Source organism: Nocardia speluncae NBRC 108251, assembly GCF_001613245.1.
Classification (GTDB): Bacteria; Actinomycetota; Actinomycetes; order Mycobacteriales; family Mycobacteriaceae; genus Nocardia; species Nocardia speluncae.
Genome location: NZ_BDBZ01000001.1, coordinates 253,311 through 272,828, shown reverse-complemented (window position 1 = coordinate 272,828; position 19,518 = coordinate 253,311). Strand labels below are relative to the sequence as shown.

Here is a 19,518-nt window from a genome sequence, read left to right as displayed (position 1 = left end):
ATACCCATCCGCCCCGGCGCACCGGCACCCCGGCACCACAGCGGACGACGCCGAACCGGCGACATCCCCTGTCACGCCGGGTCTCCGAGCCGGATCCGTCATGCCATCGCTACCGGGCGGAACCGAAATCGGTGTCCCGGTGGTGTCCCTTGTGACCGTGCCGATCACCGGGTCCGCCGGTGCCGTCGAAGACGGGCGGATTCGGCAATCAGTCCGCGGATTCCCGGCCGGATCCGCCCTCCACGGTGAATCGCCCCTCCGGATCATCCGCCGGCTCGAGGTCCGCGCTGCTCGACGGAACTGGCTCGCGAACCGCAGAATCACCCGTACCAGCCGATGGAAGATGAACAATCCAATCCCACGGCTGGAACTCCAGGTTGTCCCGGAAGATTCCGAGATGCCGCACATCCAACGGGCCACCGGCATCGAAGACGGCAACAGACATTTCCCGGTCCGTCAGCAGCTGCCAGTCCTTCGCCCACTGGTGCAGATGCGGAAACTCCGAACGGACGAGTTCCTTGTTGAGGTAGCCGTGGTCCTTCGTCAGCGGACCGGCATACCGCTTCGGATCCCATCTCGTGACAGCCCGGGCGAACATTTCTCCGGAGGAGATATTCATATCGAAGTCACTGGGTTCTTCCACCCCGAGCCTGTGCATCGTGTCGAATGGCCGCCTCCTGGGCCGTTGCGGATCGTCACCCAGCCATGCGCTCAACCGCTCGACGGCCCCGGGGTTCCCGGCCAGTTCCTCCGCTGTCGGCAGCGTCTTGACTTCACTGGAGAAGAAATTCACTCCCGAACCATGCAATCGGATATCCACCTGATCCAGAGTGACCCCGTCACGCACCAGAGCCTCCAGCAGCGCGACCCGCCAGGCGCGATACATCTGCGGCCACATACCGGGCGCCGCGCTCCGAGACATCCACCATTGGACCTGTTCGTGAGTCAACCCGAGAAATTCGAGGTCACGTTGCTGAATCTCGTAGCCGGACGCAGGATCCACCGGCCACGGGCGGGGTAGATTCTGCGGTGGCTCGGCAAACCGAAGCGCCTGGTCGCGCGGAGAATCTGTGGGAGCCAGTGGCCCGGGCCGGCCGGTGCGGCCGTCGTACGGTGAGCGGTACTCGAACACGAGGTGGTCGGTCCGGTCACCATCGATACGCTCGGTGCGGAACGAGTCATCGGCCATGACCTTGACGAACGGCAGATCCCAGTCGCTGTGGCGGCGCAGCGGCGAGTGCTTCAATATCGCGTAGACATCGACCTGCGCGTGCGGCGTGACGGCATCGACATGAATCACGAACCGTACGCTCGCGCCCGGCCGCGACCGATCCAGCGCGTACTGCAGCGCTTGCTGCACCATGATCTTCACCTGGTTGCGTTGCGTCGGCGACCACTCTCTGGTGAGGACATTCACCGCGACACAGGCCAATTCCACATCACCGGCGCTCGCGACAATCACCCCGGCGGCCCGCGCCGCCATCAGCTTCCGAAGACCCTCCCGCTCGAGGCCCGTCCAATCGGTGACCTCAACAACCTCGGGGTTGGTACCCCGGTGACCCGAATCCACCGGAACGGCAGGATGGTTCGCCGCCTCGAACAACACGCTCACCCGGCGCAGAGCCGGTTCGGCTGCGGCGATCAAGTGGTCCGGAATCTCCTCCCCCGCGTCGACCCGAAGGAACAACCGCCCGATGGCGCCACGGGAGCGCACGTCGAGTTCGCCGAGAGCCCACGACCATTCCAGCGCAGTCGAATGGCCCAGGGGCGCCGCCCACAGCCCGTAGTGTTCCGAGGCCCAGCGCCCGAACTCCGATATCCAATGATCGGATATCCCGTCGAGTGCTGCCGCGAAATCGACCTCATCTCCCGCCGGCACTGCCGCGGCCGCATCCGCCAGGATGGCGGCGACCCGCTGCCGCGCCCGCTCGTAAACCCGTTCCGCCGAATCGGTGACTCCCTCGGCGGCGTCGTGGGTCGGATCCGAGACACCGAGGGCATCCCGGATCAGTCGCGGAACGTCGCGAACGAATACATCCGGGAACACTGCGCACAGGCGTTCGAAGGCGGCGCGCACCGAAGGCGGGATGTCCTGATCGGCGATATCTCCAGAGCGCGAAAGTTCGATGAGACCCTTCAACTCGGTCAGGATGGGCACGACAACGTCGTTCGTGCGTGTCGGGCGCGCGGGATCGGGGCGCAGTCCGTCCCGTAGGTACACCTCGACGGGCACATCCACCGTGACCACGGCAATCGCGCCGATCTCGTCCGGCGCGTACTTCCTGAGGTAGGCCACGATGCGCCGGGCATGATGCGGCGTGCAGGAAAGAACTATGGGGATCTTGTCGTCGCCGGGCAATATCCCTTGTTCATGCAGGATCTGCACAAAGTTCCGGATATTCTCCCGCGTGTTACCGGCCGAGGGATCCTCGACGAGCCGTATTGCATGCACTCCTGCCTGATCCAGGCGCGCGCGGATGGCGGTCGACTCCGCTACCCCGTAGGCCGACCGTCCGTCCGGGGAGCCGTCGGGTGGCGCTTCGTAACCGGACGGGACCAGTAGCACCAGACTGTCGCGCAGTTCGGGATGCTCGCCGAGGAAGTTCGCAAAACCCGCCGCTGTGTCGATATCACGGTTACCGGGGGAAAGCCCAACGATATACCGCACCCCCGGGTCGTAACTCCATTCCTCGCCGCCGGCCGGAGCCCGGTTACTCTGTTTGTTCCGCAGGTAATCCCATGCGACCGCCAGATCGGACAGCACCATGCCGATATCGGCACGCCGTGCGAGCTCGTCGAGCCACTCCCGCCATTCGCGACTGCCCCGGTCGGCATCGATATCGTCCCGGGGCCCGTTCGTCCGCGCCCCATCCTCGATCGGGCCGGGCGAACCGTCCTCGTTGCGGGTGCCGGTGAAGCGCGCCGGCACCGACAGGGACACACCTGCGAGCGCGGCCTCGTACACCGAGATCGCGTCGGCGGCCTTGCGGGATGCCCATGACGGTGCCGAGTAATCGCCCAGAATCCTGCGGGCTTCAGCCAGCAGATCCGGGAAGGCCAAGTCCGCCGGGTTTCGGACCGAGCCGGTAAGTGCGTAAATGAACATCGGCCGGCACTGCTGCTCGGGGTCAGCCGGAATGTTCACGGCGTCCCGCTGTCCGCGGGCAGCTTCCTCGGTGATCCGCCTTCCGCGGATTTCGGCCAGCTTCGTGAGTCCCCTGGCCTCGAAGTCGCGGACCATCCAGCGGGAGATCCGGCCGCCGAGCCGTTTCGACAGCAGCGACCTGGTCTGTCCCACGGTGAGACCGTTGAGATGCCGTGCGGTAACAGCCTGCCGCAGGAGCGGAGGCAGGTGCCGCACATCGGCTTCTATCGCCGACCGGGTGAGTTCTCCCGGCAACAATCCGGCAGCGCGGCGCTGGACATTTCGCTGCGAACTCTTCACCGCAACGCGCAGATCGTACTGATTCAATACTTCGGCAGTCGATTCCAGCAATGCCATTGCGGAGTCCACCGGGGCGGCGGTCAAGTCGACCACCAGTTTCCCGGGCAGACCGCCGCAGGATCCCAGCACATCCCTCAACGGCCTCGCGACACCGGCAGCCACTGCGTCCGGCGCAGTCAACGGCGGAATTCGCGCCACGAGGTCCGAGCCGGTGGGCACGGCGACAAGCCGGCCGTCGGACGTATACGCCACCTGCACAGTGGTAATGGCCGTATCACGGGTTTCGCGCTGCTGCCGGAACACATAGCCTCGACCGACGGTCACCTCACCGTCGAGTACGCGTATCTCGTCGACCGCCGCCGCCAGGTGGGGCGACAGTATTGCATGGCTCACGGCCTGGCCCGTCGTGTCGTTGAGGCGGACCTCGAACGCCCCGTCCTTACCGGTTACGGTCACCACACCGCGCCGACCGGCCCCGACGATTGCGGCAGCAAACGACCTCGCGACGGCCACTGCGTCCGCCACCTGTCCGTCCGGCAGACCCAGCAGCACGGTCCGCAACCGGTCCTCGACCGAGTCCAGCTCGGCCGGGTCGGTGGAGGTGAACTCGAACCCCAGGGGTTCGGCCGTCTGACCGATCCGGACATCTCCCAGGTCGACTGTGCGGCCCGGCGGCCCTTCGGCGTAGGGAGGGGAGGGGACGCGTGCCTCGGGGCCTGTCGTCCGGTGCAGCACGGTCCGATCCGGGGCGACGCCGGATTCCCGTGCCGGCAGTATGGTGCCGACGGTCCGCACGGCCCTCGGCCCCATGCGGCGACGCTCCGCATCCCGGTGGACGAACAGATCCCAGTCGATCCATTGCTCCGCGACGGTGTCGTAGACCCGCACTTCACTCGGGCTGACCCGCTCGATGACATAGGCGTGGGCACCGACCCCGTTGATCTTCCCGGAGTACACGTCGACAGCCAACGCGCGGCCGCCCACCGGGATCCGCGCGGCGAGCGCCGCGCGTGTTCCGGGACCGTCCGCGGCGTCGGCGTATTCCATGAGTGGCCGGCCGCCCATCCCGGACTCGACCTGCCCCTGGTTGTACCCCGGCAGATCCGATTGCTGCGCGCGCAGGACATCACCGTCGATACCCCAGTCCTCGAACTGGTCCAACGACCGTGGCGCGCATTCATTCGCAACGCTCGCACCGGTCGGACGTACATAGGACGAGGTTGCCGGGTCAGGATTCGCCGTAGCGGCCGGTGTCGTGGGGGTGGGGGCTGGTGCTTTCGGGGCCTGCCCCTTCCCCACATATTTTTCCGTCGGTTCGGACTTCTGCGCGGCAGCGGCCTGGCGCTTCTTGTACGCGGCATCGTGATGGGCTCGTTCACCCAGTACCGGACTGACATGCCGTTTCCGGTACATCGCGGCGAGTTTCTCGAGGTCGCGCACGATCTCCCACAAAACCTTGCTGACACGCTCGAATTCTTTGGCGATTCCGAAGCGCAGGCCGGCCAGCATTTCCGGCACAGTTGCCCGGGTTTCGTCTACCTCGAATGCCACCCCGTTGTAGTACAGACCCAGTGCTTGCGCGCCGACGCCGACTGCCAGCATCTGCTCGCGCATGTACTCGCGCAGGAACACCGCGGTGAAAATATCCGAGTTGCGCATGAATGCCAGCGCATCGCGGAGGTAGGCGCCGAGATCCAGCGCCTCACACGTCCCGGTTCCGTCTTCCTCGGTGAGGCGCACATCCACCCCGTTGATGCGCGCATACCGGCACAAGTTCTTGCCGCAGCTCTCGCCGCTGTCGTCGGGTGCACCGCAATGATCCTGCGCGTCGAGATGCCGGTTCTCGTGGTCGCGGCAGGCCCAGTACAGTTCCACACCGCTGTCCGGATCCTCTGCGGCGCGCTCCAACCTCGCGAGGAGCCCCTCGATGGGAATATTGCCCTCGTCCAGCTGACGCAGATGCTGCGGTGCCACACCGTGCGCATCGGTCTTGAAGAGATGCCACAACAGCGAGTACGACTTGGCTTCGTCGGTGTAGGTGACGACACCATCCGATTCGCCGGCGATGAGCGGAATCTTCAATTCGGCGGCCAGCGCCGGATTTTGTTTCTTCAGCTCCTCGTATTGCTTTTCCATTTCGGTGCGGCCGGGCTGCTCGTGCAGATAGTCGACCAGCATGATGACGTGAACTTTTTCGCCACGCAGCATCTCGTAGATCGTGGCCGCGATCGTCGCGCCGAGAATCTCGTCGAGGGGAGCATTCTTGAGCGTTATCGTAATGCTGCCGTCCTCGTTCAGCTCCATGGCCTTACAGCCGTAGGGTCCGGCGCCTTCGACCTCGACCAGCAGCCCGTTCAGATAGCTGAAGGCGATCTCCAGAACAGGGTCGTCGCCGACTACTGGAATCACCGGCTCGATACCGTGTTCGGCATTCCACGCGACCCCGTCGAAGGAACTGTCACCGCGGCAGACCCGGCGCATGGTGTATTCGTGGCAGGCGATGACTTTCTCGATCCACGGGGTCCACTTCTCGAGTCGTTCGATCAAGTGGTCTTGCCGGCGTGCTGCCTCGTCCCGCGACCAGATTTCGATCAGCTCACTGATATCTGTGTGTGGAATAGCCTCCCTGCATGCCTTGTGCACCCTGTCGATCGACCCATCGATCCACCTGTCGACCACACCGGGCTGCTCGAGCAGGTCCGACAACTTCTTCTCGGGATTCCGGAACTCCCGGGGCGTATTCACCAGGTCTTCTCGAATATGGCGAGCACAGCGGTCGACGAATGCTGCCCTGACAAATCCGGTGAGCGGCCCGTCCGTACGAGTCAGCTCCTGTGCCAGTTCCTTTCTTTCTTGGCGTTCGTTCGTCTCCCAGTCCCTCTTGGCTTCGTCGTATTTTTTCTTCTCCGGCTGCCTCTGTTTCTTGGAGAACGACTTCCCATCGAACGGCGGGTAGGCGAGTGCGCCGTCGCCCTTGCCGTCGCGATCGGTGAACCACCGCTTCATGAAGGTCGAGGCATGCAGGCGTCGATCGAGCACCACCAGCCGATCGTCGCGCCACGCCGGATCGTTATCGATTTCCTGCACCGCCCGGAGGATTTCGGCGCGCATATCCTCATCGGCAAGCGCCGCCTTCAGCTGCTCGAACAGTTCCTCTCGCCCGTCGATCGCGGGATCCTCGTCCTTCTTGGCTGTGAAGAGATCGTCACAGATCTGCTTGGCTTTTGCCCGCATCCCCACGGGACCGGTCGCTGCGCTCAGCACTTCGAGCATGGGTTGATACTGGTGCGGCAGGTTCTCCTGCGTCTCCATCAGATACTGGAAGGTGACGTCGAGTGCCTGAGGATCGATGCCGTCGGTGCGGTAATGTGGCCTGCCGTTTTCCCACGACACCGTGGCACGCACCCGATCGATCGTTTCGGCCACGAGGTCGGGCATACCCATATCCGCGGGTTTTGCCGGTTTCGGTAGTTCATCCGACAAGTCCGGTTTGAAGATTCCGAGCTGCGGATCCCACACCGGTGGCAGATCCCCCAGGAACGGGTGTATCTCGAGCATGCGCAGTTCGTCGCGCAACCGCTGCACTTCGGCGACGGCCTCGGTATACTTCTTGTCCGCCGCCGCGCCGAAGTTCCTGTCGTAGACCTGATCGCGCTTGCGCTCCGCGATGCGCAGCTCATCGTGCACCAATTCGACCATTGTTGCCGGGGCAGCCAGATAGGTGCCGGCGGGTCCGATATTCGTGGCCACGTTCACGCCGAGCCGGCTCTGCTGCGGAATCCCGCTCAGATCCGCCTGTACCGTCTGGAGCTGTTCCACACCCGGCATCAATACCGATGCGTCCGCGAGCGTCTTGTCGTAGTTGTCGAGTTCGACAATTTTCTCGCCGTGGCTCCATACCTGCAGCAGCTGGGTCCGCACGATCTCGGCGAAGCCGCCCCGCGTTTCGGAACTCATATTCCGCCGATCCCAGCAGCATGTCACCCGGCCGTCGAACGAACCCGATGGTCGGACGGCGGAAATGGACAGCCAGTGGTACGGCTTGTCGTGCCCCCCCTCATCCCGCCGCTGATACAGCGCGATATCCACGGAGTTGTCCGGCCGGGTGATCACCTCGATTCGAGAACCAGAAGCCATTCCGGCGGTCAGCCACTCGGCCAACCACGGCATCGACACGCCCGGAACAGCATTCACCAGTGATCCGGCCAGCGCGGACAATGCCGCAGGTGTGGTGTCGTCGGATACCTCCCCGACGAATTTCGCGGTATCCGGGGACAACTCGATCCACCGGGTCGGATCGTCGGTACGGGACCCGCGGTAGGCAATCATCCCGGGTGGTTCCGTCCCCCCCACCGTGAGCTGCAACGGGTCCGAGCCATCGGTGGATTCCGCCAAGACACTCATCCACGCACCGGTGGCCGCCGGCCGGCCGACGGGCAGGCAGCCGACCGCGGCATCGAGAATCCGGTCCCGTTCGTCGACCGTCAGGTCCGCACCCACCTCGATATCGAGCCACTTCCCCGAGCACTGCGCCCGCTCGGCGATCGCGACGCGGGTGGTCCAGCCTTCTGTTTCCGCCACTGTCACGAGAATCGTCGAGTCGTCCGAAATTTCGGTGGTTACCCGCCCGGGCCGGTCGCAGCGCAGGGCAGCATCCACCACCCGATAGGTTTCGGCCAGCAGAGCATCGGAACCATCCGGTTCGCTTTCGGCTGCCCACCGTCCCAGGCGGCGTACCCGGCCACGATCCTCGCTGTGTTCGGCGTGGGGCGGATCCACCTCCGCCGACACCGGCGGTGGTGCCGCCGACCGACGGACGATCCGGGGATCACCGTCCCGGCCGGCGATATCCAGTGTCACCTGTCGCTGCCCGGACTCGTCGTAGCACTCCACAAGCAGGTACGCGTCGTCGGCCGTCGACCATATCGATGCAGTGAGTGAGCCGTCTGGGTGCTCCGCCACGAGCGCGGCCACCTCGGCGGTGCACGCACCGAATCCCCGGCTGCTCAGCCAGTCCGCGATACCCGGTGTGGTCGCGGAGTCCCTGGACCCACCGACGGTGATTCGGTGATCCGGACGCGGTCCGGGGTTCACCGTAGTGTCCGGCTCCGGCCGCTGATCGCCCCGTTCGGTGGCAATGGCCACCAGAAGCTGACGACCGGCGGTACGGTCGGCCGCCGATCCCGCTGTCGGTACCTCGTTTCTCAGAATCGTGCCGCGCGTCGAAAAGACGGTGAAATCCCACTTCCCGGGTGTGGTGTCCATATTCGTCCCCAGATGCCACTGCGGCTCGCTACCCCAGCGCCGGCTGCGAAGTTCTTGCCGCACCTGCCGGCGCATCCGCTGTGCCATCGCGATCCGTCGTTCGGGTGGCACACCACGCAGATCGTCCTCGATACTGCGCTCGGCCATACCGGCCGCTATCTCGTCGACCGGCGACAGCTTGCTGTGGATGTGCAGCGAACCGTTCGCTTCCGACACCCGCAGTCCGAACCACGGGGTGCCCTCATGGACGAGATACAGCGATATCGAGTTCCGCCCTGGTCGAACCCAGCATTCGCGCACCTCCTGGCCCGCATCGCCGGCCGACCGCAGGGCCGCGACCAGCCTTTCCCACACCGGGTCGATCCACTCGCTGGGGAAATCCGAACCTCGCACGGCGTCGTAGAGGCAACCGTCCAGCCAGGCTTTCTCTCGTTCGGTACCGTACGCAACGGTGAGGGCGATCAACGGTTCCACATCGCGCGGCGAGAACGGGTCGCGCACAGTACCCGCGGTATCAGCTGCCCACTGTGGGAATGTCGTCGATTCCGTACGCGGGAACCCCGACCAGTTCCCGGCGGGCCCGGTCGCGGTCAGTCCGAATTCCGTCCAGTACACTCCCTGGTCGAAGGTATCGACAATGCCGCCATTCGCACCGTGCCAGCGACCATCGGTTTCCTGTACATAGATATCCCCGCCGTCGATCGTCACCGGCCACCCACTCGGCCGGGCATCGGCGCCTCGCCGGTATTCCACCATGGCGAACCGTTCGCCGTGCAGCGCGGACAACAGCTGCTGCCGCGCGCCGTTGTCACGCCACAGCGCAGCCGCCACGTCTCGCGCTGTGACCGGTAGCTCGGGCAGTTCGGGATCCGGTGCGTCGACACACACCTGGACGGGGTCGCCGCCCACATCCAGCTGCTCGGCTGCCTGGTACACCGGTGGCATCGTGTGTTCGAAGTTTGTACTGCTGCTCACCGTGCCGTGCAGGCCCCGCCACTTCGGTCCGGTGTCCAGTGTCAAGGTCACCCTGATCGGCGCCGACCCGATCTGTCCCCAGCGCTGCTGGGCTGGTCCAGAGCGTCCTCCCGCGTCCGGCAGCGCCTGCCACAGCAGATCGAACGGATCCGAATGCTGCACGCCGAGCAATGCCGACAGCTGCGCAATATGGGTGCGCAGCACCTCGATTCCCGCCGAATCACCTGGCACCAGGGTAGCGGTGTACTGCACTTCTCGACGGGTCAAGACCAGCTCGTACCCGAGCCTGGTATCCACCTCCACGGCCGGATTCCCCCGTTGGTCCGTACCCACCCGCAGGTCCATGAGAGTGTCGGCACCGCCACTGGATTCGACGATCGCACCCACGGCACAGATAACGTCGTCGGCGACATATGTACGCCACCTGGGGTTGTCGGTCGAGGCCAGGGCTCGGCGTATCGCCGCGATGCCGAAGCTGCCGTGGGCCAGATCGTTGTCGTCGCCCGTGCGGGCGATATTGTGCTCCAGCGCGCCCCCCGGACCGCCGCTCCCGGTGCGAGCGATCTCCTTATCCAACACGAATTCCGGAGCGTCCTCCGGCACCGGCACCGCTCTGCCCCCGACATAGGTGGCGATACCGGTCTTCTCAGCGCCGTCGTACTCCCCGTCCTCGTACGGACGCCACCCGCCGTACTCGGGAGGCCCGGGGTTCTCCGGGTCGAATACCCACACCTCGCCGTGCGGACGTCCTGTGCCATCCGGGTACTTTTCCGCGAGCGCATGATCCAGATTGTTCGTGAACAAGACTTCGTGGGCGAGATCGCCGCCGTTGTCGATAACGGTCTTGACATACGCGACCTCATCCCGCGTTCTCAACGATTCGACGACAGCGTGCGAACCGGGAGCCCACTGCAACCGGCAGTCTCCCGCCTCTTGGTCATCGGCCAGCAAGGTGCCGCCGAGCGGGGTGGTGGGCGGAAGCTTGATCCGCGGATTACCCGTCACCCGCTGCAGTTCCTGGTGCACGCGCACCGAGCAATTGTTCACAGTCGTGCTCGGATTCGGGGCAACATAATCCGCAGCGCCATCCATCGCTTCCGACTCCGGAGGCTGGAACCCGGCGGTACCGGCCTGCCTTCCGTTCGGGCCGCCGGTCCCGTTCCCCACCGAACCACCCGGTGCCTTCCAGGTCGACGGTTCGCCCTCCGATACCGTCCCCACACGGTCCATGGCCGTGCCATCGTAGAATGCACTCGAACGCATATCCTCCGGCAGGCCCGTCCGTACCCCGGCCGGGGCCTCTTCGCCGCCGAGAAACCGGGAACCGGGCGGCATCGAATGTGGTGAAAGTGCATGCCCCGCACCGAGCACATCGTCGACCCACATCCGGAACAGCAGGTGCTCGGCGGGCGTCGCGTCGGCACCTTTGGTACGGACCGCCCCGCGCGCGTCGGCCCGCGCCTCCGTGAGCTTCAACACCACACGGGCATCGGCGTCAGCGCCCGCGGAGTTCTCACCGCCCTGTCCCGTCGATCGCCCGGATTCATAGGTCAGGCTGTAGGAGGAGAGCTCGTCGTCCATCCACTGGTCGAATGTCCGGCTCCCGTCCGGGTCCCGCCGGCGATACTCGAGGAACAACGCCAGATAGGCGGAATACCGCGCGTCGAGATGTTTCCGCAGTCGCGCCCGGTCTTCGGAATCGGAATCATCGCTACCGGCGCGCAATCTGAGCCGCGCCAGCCGCGCGTAGAACTGTGTCAATTCGACGACCGGATCCAGCAGGTGCGCAATCTCGTGTTCGACCGTGAACCGTATCCCCTTCGGCATCAGTCCGGGGTTGATTGCGTAACGCTCGTTGAACTCCAATCGCATCGAGCCGTCGGCCGAAGTCCGCACGCGGGCGAATGTCGTGTACGGGAGAAATGCTGTGATGCCGAACTCGGCAAGGTTCGCGCTGGACAATTCGGCCCGGTTTTCCCGGAACACTGCCAACATATCCGCTACGAACTCCGGGTCTATATCCGGGATGTCGAAGCCGAAAGCTTTCGTCCCCAGTTCGGCGGCCAGGGCGTCCGCCTCGCGTCGATGGGGGTTCTGCGGGTCCCGCTCCGGGGCGCGACCACGCCACCGCTGAGCTTCGCTCCGCAGGATGCCGTGCAATCGATGAGATAAGTCCGATGCCGCCGACGGGGCCGATTCGACCATCTCGAACGCGGAGATCAGTACCTCGTCCGGATCCATCCACCACCTATCCGGAATGACGACCCCCGCGGGCGAACTCTCCAGGGCCGGCCGCACCTGAGGTTCCGCACGCCATCGTCCGGTACAGAGAAGTGCCTTGCCGAATTCCCGGATGACCGCGTTGCGCAGATCGCCCGGGCCGGCGGCGGAGCTGATGTGCAATTTCGCGAACATCACGCCGTCGTCGTCGACCTCGATATCGCACCGCGCCGGAGAATCGGCAGGAAGATTTCCGTCCAGGCCGACCCACCGGATATCGACCGCATCTCCGTACCGCCGCATGAGATCGGCGACAACGTCGGCCACGTCATCGACCAGATCGTGCAACGCAGGCGCCGTCTCGTATCCGAACGAGAATTCGGTCTCGGGGAATTCGGCCATCAAACGGTAAGCAGCGCGTACCGGGCCGGCAGCCCGGAACGGCGGCTCCTCGCCCCCCTCGCCATAGCTGTCCCCAGCAACATCCGTCTCGAATGAATCCGACCATTCCTGGGTCAGCTCACCATCGAAGAAATCCAGATAGTCGGGTGGGCTCCCCATCGATTCGAACGGATCGTCGTCGGTAAAACTGTCGCCCTCGGTCCCGGCCGCGGCCCGGATGGACAAGTTGACATGGTTCAGCGGATGCCGTGCTGCCACCGCATTCGAATCCGGCGGGGAATCCGGATCGAAACTCGACTGCGCGACGAGGTATGGCTGACCATTCTCGCTGCCGCCCCCACATAACACCACCGCTTCCACAGGTTCCCCGACCGGAATATCCGCGAACCGCCCCAAGAGCTCGAACGGATACTCGTAGACATGGGGGATCGCCACTCGGTGATGATCCGGAAGTGGGATCTGGGCCTCGTTCTCGTTCCATTCATGCACCCCCACCCTCCGATCGCCCGTAAACCGTGGGGGCATGACGAAAAGCGACAGGACACGACCATCCGGCATGAACAGATGCACTACATCACCAGTGGCCTCCACATACGCTGCCGCGTCCTGCGCCGACCGGAAACGTTCATCACCTTGCCGGAACCGCGCCTCCAGCACGTACTGCACCGCGGTCAGGTCGTCGAAGTCCCCGGGTACCCAGGCACCCCACTTCATTCCCTCGAGGTTCCTGCTGTCACTGAACCGATAGCACTCCGGAACAGGACCCGCCGCCCAGCGCCGCTCATACATTGCCGGCGTCGGCCGCGCAAAACTGCCTTCACCGTTCGCGGTAGTGGCCGGATTCGCCGAGTCGGCATCGACGGTCGCGGCGGAGTCCGCCGTGACCGCGGAAGCCGACTCGGTGGCGGCCGGCTTGACACCCGAGGACAGGTCCTGATTGTCTTCCGTACCCATGGTGACGACGACGCCACCGTCCAACGGATCCGCGGGCTCGGAAGACCGCCGCTGCAGGTCGTCGGCAACCTTTCCGAAGGCACGAGCCCGAATATCCTGGATCCTTCCCTCATCGACGCCGAGTTCCATCGCGATCCTGCTGCGGCGCATCGGCTCCACCGACAGAACCGAACGCAGCAGGTAACCGTGCTCAGCGTCCGAGAGCTTGCCGCGCTCAACAAGGCCGTTGATCACCGATCGCAGCAATACTGGTGTATCGCGACCCGCGGCCTCGACCATTCCCGAGCACGTTGCGGTCATCGAGCTCAACTGAGGTGGCGTCGGCGGGGGACCGCCGTTCTGCTCGGCAACCTCCGGCTGCTCGCTCGCGAGTTCGTCACCTGGGGGCTCGACACCCCTGAGTAATCCCGGGATCTCGTCGCCGGCCAGAACTCTGAGCCCGGGAATCGCGGTTGTCGGATGGTTGTCACCGGTGTGACGAACCAGCGGACGTCCGTCGCTTTCGAAGATCAGGGCATCGACATCCTCCTGGGTGTCGAGCAGGTTGCCGAGTGGACGGCTGTGCCGGTCGAACAGTTCTCGGTACGCCCGTTCCGGATCGGAATGGCCTGCCACAAAATCGATGTCGGTTCCGGGTAGGTCCGCGGGATCGAGCACCCGGATTTCACCACCGACGTTCCGCAGGAAAATGGTGTGCCCGTCCATCGCGACAGCCGCGAACCTGTTCTCCATCCGGTTCATCCAGTGCACGAGATCCCTACCACGGGAGATACTCACCCACGCCGAGTGCACCTCGTCGGCCAGGACGACTCCGGCCAGTTGCGTGTCGAACCGATGCGGTTCCGGCGCCTGGACGCCGAGATTGCCGATCTGCTGCGAGAACCCGGACACCGCGCCCCATACCACCAGCGCGCAGCGCTGCGGCGTGAACATCACCGTTTCCAGGAAGCGGCGTTCTTCCTCCGTCGACGACAGTCCATCAGCAGGCGGACGGAATTCACCGGCTCCTGATTCCAGCAGTCCGGATGCATCTACGACCTGCTGTATTTCACCACTGCCGATCCAGAATTCGGCAGGATGGGCGTCGCTTCGGAAATTCGTGATTCCCGCGGCCGCGGCTGCCGCAGCAAGCCCATGTTCTCCTACCGCCTCACCCGAGTCCGGCGCCGGCGCCGGCGCCGAGCAGCATTCGCGGGTCGCGACAATTTCTGCGATGTTCTCATCGGCGCGCTCAGCGATCGGCGAATCGGGATTACCGATACCGAAACCGACCTGAACAACGGACACCCGCCGTGGCGTCCCCTGCGCCGATCGCTCCATATGCCGCGCTGCCGCAATGGCCAACGTGGGGGAGATGTCCAGCACCGATGCCTCGGCCCGGTAGTTGTCGATCTCGTCGGCGGTCTCCGCATTGCCCAGCCGGAATTGGGCGAGCCTCGAGTCGGGATCCAGTCGATCCAGGTATACCGGCACATTCGCCCGAGCCCCCCATTCGCAGAGATCCACCCATGATTGCAGAACCGACTGCCACCACAGCAGCCGATCTTCTATTTCCAGCTGCCGACTCAGCGCCTCCTCCGGTGGGATCAATCCCAACTGCAGAGCACCGTGGGCTAGTTCGGCGCTCTGCTCCAGTGCTCGGATTTCACGCAAGGTTCGGTATCGGTTCGCCAGGTCCGTCCACGCGCCGGTGATCCCGGGCAGAGCTGCCACCTCGTCCGGGGCCGCCCATGTCCACCGCCATTTGGCACGCCAATCCAATTCCTGCCATGCCTCGACGCGGTCCTGGATACTCGGCTGTTCAGCCCCGGACAGCCGCAACCTGCGGGAAAGGATCTCCTCGTATCGAGCTCTGGCAAGCACGGCGTTGCTGCGGTCCACTGGGGTGATATCCCGCAGAGACCGACCGGTCCACCGATGCGCCCAGGTGCCCGGCTCCGAAATGTCACAGCCGGTGTGCGCCGCCCAGATGGCGGCGGGATTCAGGCCCGCCCAGGTGAGATGCCTGCGGTAGTAGTCGGTGTCCGGTGGCTCGTGCAGATCCTCCAGCGGATCCGGCTCGGCGGGACTCTCGGAATAGAAGATTGCGAGGGAAAGTCCGTAGGCATCCCGAGGATCGTGATCGTAAAGTCTTCTCACCGACGCGGACTCGCCCAGTGCATCCCGCAACTCCCCGCCGATCCGGTCCAGGCGCAGCGGCCCGGGACGCTCCGGGCTACCGTGTTGTATCTGGATCGACAGTGGATCACCGAGTGTCTGCCCGCTGGAGACGACCATTCGGAAAGTGCCGTCGGTGGTGCGGTCGAGGAAGTGACGCACACCGCGCTTGGCGCGCTCATCGTGACCCACTCCGGCGCGGGTCTCCATGACGGCGACACAATGGTGTGCCGCGTTCAGCCAGCCCCCATTTGCGCTACCGTTCACGACAATGTCGATCTCGACCTCGCCGTCCTGCACACGAGCGATCACCTCCAGCTGATTGCCCTGGGCGTCCACAACATCGACAGCCAACTCGCCCTCGCCGTCGATGTCCGGATCCGGATTCCATCGTGAACTGAATCGCGGCAAGTTCCCCGCCTCGACAGCGGGCACTATCATGTCCACAACATCGGCGAGTACCGCGTGGATGTCGTACTGCCGCAGCTGCGCCTCCAAGAGGCGCAGCGCAGTATCCGCGTCCGCGGCGTCGAGATCAACCATGGGTCCGGGCTCCGGCGGCGGTTCCGACGGGCGCAGATCCACGCCTGCATCGGAATCGGAGCCCCCGATCCCGTCGATCAATCGACCCAACTTGCCCTCGACGGTGTTGGGGTCCTGGTCCGGATCCGGCATTGCCTGCTGCCAGGCGGCGGGATTCCCCACGGCGTCGTCTGTGGCGAAATCATCCACAGCCGACAGCTCCGTACCATCCTCGGAGCTGAGGTCACTGTCGACTCCAGCTGGTTCGATCGGTCGATCGGAATCTGCCTCGGTCGCCTGGATACGATCGCGGGCACCGTCCGGCGCCGCGCCCACAGCGGGCTCGATGCGATCGCGATACAAAAAGCGGGTGCGCCGTAGATCATCGAGGTCGGCGTCGACCAGGGCCTCGGCCCGCCGCGAGCCGGAACTTCGATAAACGATCGCGATTCCTGGCCCCGGCGAGACCGACGAGTCGAGTGGCTCCTTGATCACGGTCACCGACTCGTCGGGCACCGTATCCGGGTCACTGTGCGCGACGCCGACAACCCCGGCGGCGGTATCCATTCGAAGCAGAAACACCGGGCGATTCCGCTCTGCAGCGACATCCTGTCCCTGGCCATCAGGTGGCGGCTCCAGCAGATCGAGTACAGATACGAGAAGCCGCCCCTCCTGGACATCGGTCTCGGTCAGCTCCTCCAGCACAGCTTTGTCACACAGCCCCTGCAACCGGTGCACGAGTTGCCACCGGTTGGCGTAGTCGCGCCAGAACGTGGGAATCCCGTCCTGGCCGGTCACCTCACCGACACCGGGTACACCGCCGGCCCACGCCGCCCACGCCGCCCGTTCCAGATCCGTGAGCTCCATGAACGCCAGCGCGGACGACGAGTGCACATCGATACCTTCGGTGACGAAGACCTCGCGTCGGGCTGTGAACCTGTATGCGGCAGAAACGGCTTCTTCACTCGATTCGGCGACCGGTGCGACACGTCGGGCACGTGCCAGGAACTTCTCGAGGGTGTGCCGGTTGATCTCCGTTGCTACGCGTGGTGGTTCATCGCGCAGAGTGGTTAGTGCGAGCTCCGCTGCTGCGCCGGTCTCGAACGACGACATCGCCGTCACCGAACCCACCAGGCTGCCCAGTTCACCACCCGCCTGTTCCGCGAGTGCCGGACTGTCGTGCAGGACCAGGTGATTCACCCGGCTCATCGGCTCGCCGACCACCGCATCGACCGACCAGGACCCGCACTGCATAGCCAGGTTCCGTTTCAGCCCGGCGAGACCGGATCGATGATCGAAATGCAGCTCCACCGAGACCGGCACACCACCGGATCGCACCCACAACTCTTCGTAATGCGCGGCCACCAGCGGCAATGCCGTCTCCAGGTCCTTCCAGGTCCGCACGACGTGCACCGCACGCACCGTCGCTGCATCCTTGTCGCCGAAGGTGAATCGCGCCGAATCCGGCCCCATCAAGGTCCGGAGACCGTCGAATCCGACGTACTGGTTCGTGCCGCTGAACGACGCGCGCATCGACGTGGACGGTTCGATCGCTTTCGCGAGCCGATAGGCCTGCTCCCTCAGCGCGGAAGGCGCATCATCGTACGGTCGGCCCTGTCGTGACCGCTCGCGATCGGCTTCGTTCCGTGCCTCGTCCGGAATTCCGGGCAAGTGCAGGAATTCCACCACATCCGGCTTCCGGGAAGACTGCAACTCGATCTGTTGCCTCGAGCTCAGCTCGTTGTTCCACCATTTCCTGACTCGCGCGGCCCACCGCTTCAATGCCTGGAGATCGGTGGTGTCGGAGCGATGCGCGGCCCACTCCGGGGCGTTCATCTTCAGATCGCGCAGCGCCTGCTCACCTGTGATCCCTTCTCCCCCCGACGCCGACTCGCCGGACTCCGAAGAACCATCCAAGTCCGCACCGATAGTCACCCCAGCAGCCGGACCACGCCCCGCGATCGGCTCCCCACCCGGCTCGACAGGCTCGGTGTAGCCGAGCGAAATTGCGTGCACCGGAGCATCAGCGAACGCATCGAACCGGCCGTCATAACGCTTGAACCACCTCGGATCCAGCTCCACCGACTCCCCCGCCGTCAACGCTGCTGCAGCCGCAGGATCGATATCCCTCGGATCCAGCATCCACACCCCACCATCACCGTCATTCAGCAGCATCACCACATGTCCCAGACCCGTTGCCGGGTCCGTCACACATATCACTGCCACCCGATGCCCATCACCCTCCGGCTCCGACTCAGCAACCCACCCGAAAGCCGCGCCCAGCGACGGGAACGGCTCCGCATTCCAGTTCAACCCCATCGCCTTCACGAACGTGGCCGGATCCACACCACCCGCAAGATCAGCAATCCCCAACAACCGCGCCGCACAGTCCAAGGGATCCGCCGGATCGGAAGAGCGACGCCGCAGCTCCCCAGCCACTGCGGATTCGCCCGAACCGGCGACAGCCGAGAACTCCTTCGCCCACCCCGTGGCTGTGGTCGGCGAAGCGTCTGCCTGCGCCTCGGCCCGATCGATGGGCGGGTGGCCGGTCGAAGGCGCCGGGGATTCCGGCAGATCGTGGTCGTCGGCCAGAGACTCGGGGGCACGAGGATTGACGATCTCAGTACCGGTTCGGTCGTACCAGCGCTGGTCGGCACCCTGCACCACCACCTCGCCATCCACGATGTGGACGTTGCCGTGGCCGCTGCTCACCTGGTCGGGTGAACCTGCCGATACTCGCAGGAAATCGACAACCAGGCCGCCCACCACCACCGCAGACCTCAATTCTCGGCTCGAATCCACAGCAGAGGCCAGCGCGCGACAGAGAACCGCGTCGGGCTCGAACTGTGTTCCGACAACGACCACTCGACTCTCTGGCACATACCCGACGCCCGCGGTTATCAACTCGGATTCGGTAGCCGCCAACACGTCGAGACCTGCGAGCCGATCGGCAAGTGATTTGACCTCGGCTTCGAGCCGGCGTAGACGCAACTCCACCGCGCGACGAGCAGCGATCAATTCGATCGGTGATCTTGCCCCCGGACCGGGCTCTCCCAGAGCATCGACCGAATCCGGACTCCACAAGTGTACGGCGGCGACGAGCGCCGGAAGTTTCACACCGGAGTCGAGTGCCGCCCGAACCTTCTCGTCGATGCCGGCAACCAAGGTTGCTCGCCGCTCAGCGGCCTCCCGGCCGGATACCGAGCGGAGTTCTTCGGTGTACCAAGCCAGTTCGATGATCGTTTCCAGAGCCGTTTCATTTCGTTCATCGACCTGGGAATTCAGCTCGTCTTCGATGGCGCGAAGGCGCACTGATTCGCCCCGCGCCTCGGCCAGGCGCCGCTCCCAGCGATCTCGCAATTCGGACGGATCGACATCCGCCGAAGCAATCTCGTCCAACCTGATCGGGGGTGAGGCCCGCCCCTCTCCCTCGAATATGCGGACACCCGGCTCTCCGTGCATTGCGGCCACTAGAAAATCCCGGGTAACGCCTGATGTGTCACTGAATTCGTCAGGCGAATCTACCGCTGTGAGCGCGGATCCATGCGGATCATACGTCGTAGGAGATACTGCCACCA

Annotated in this window: 1 protein-coding gene (cut by a window edge); it reads right to left on the bottom strand. The window is 64.8% G+C overall.

The genetic code is table 11. The features are described 5' to 3' along the window. Positions 1 to 208: 208 nt before the first annotated feature. Positions 209 to 19,518: the 3' portion of an ElyC/SanA/YdcF family protein gene (locus tag NS6_RS01095; protein ID WP_068035339.1), read on the bottom strand. 14,866 nt of this gene lie beyond the right edge of the window; the window shows 19,310 of its 34,176 coding nt (coding positions 14,867-34,176); its start codon lies beyond the right edge, outside the window; the stop codon is at positions 209 to 211.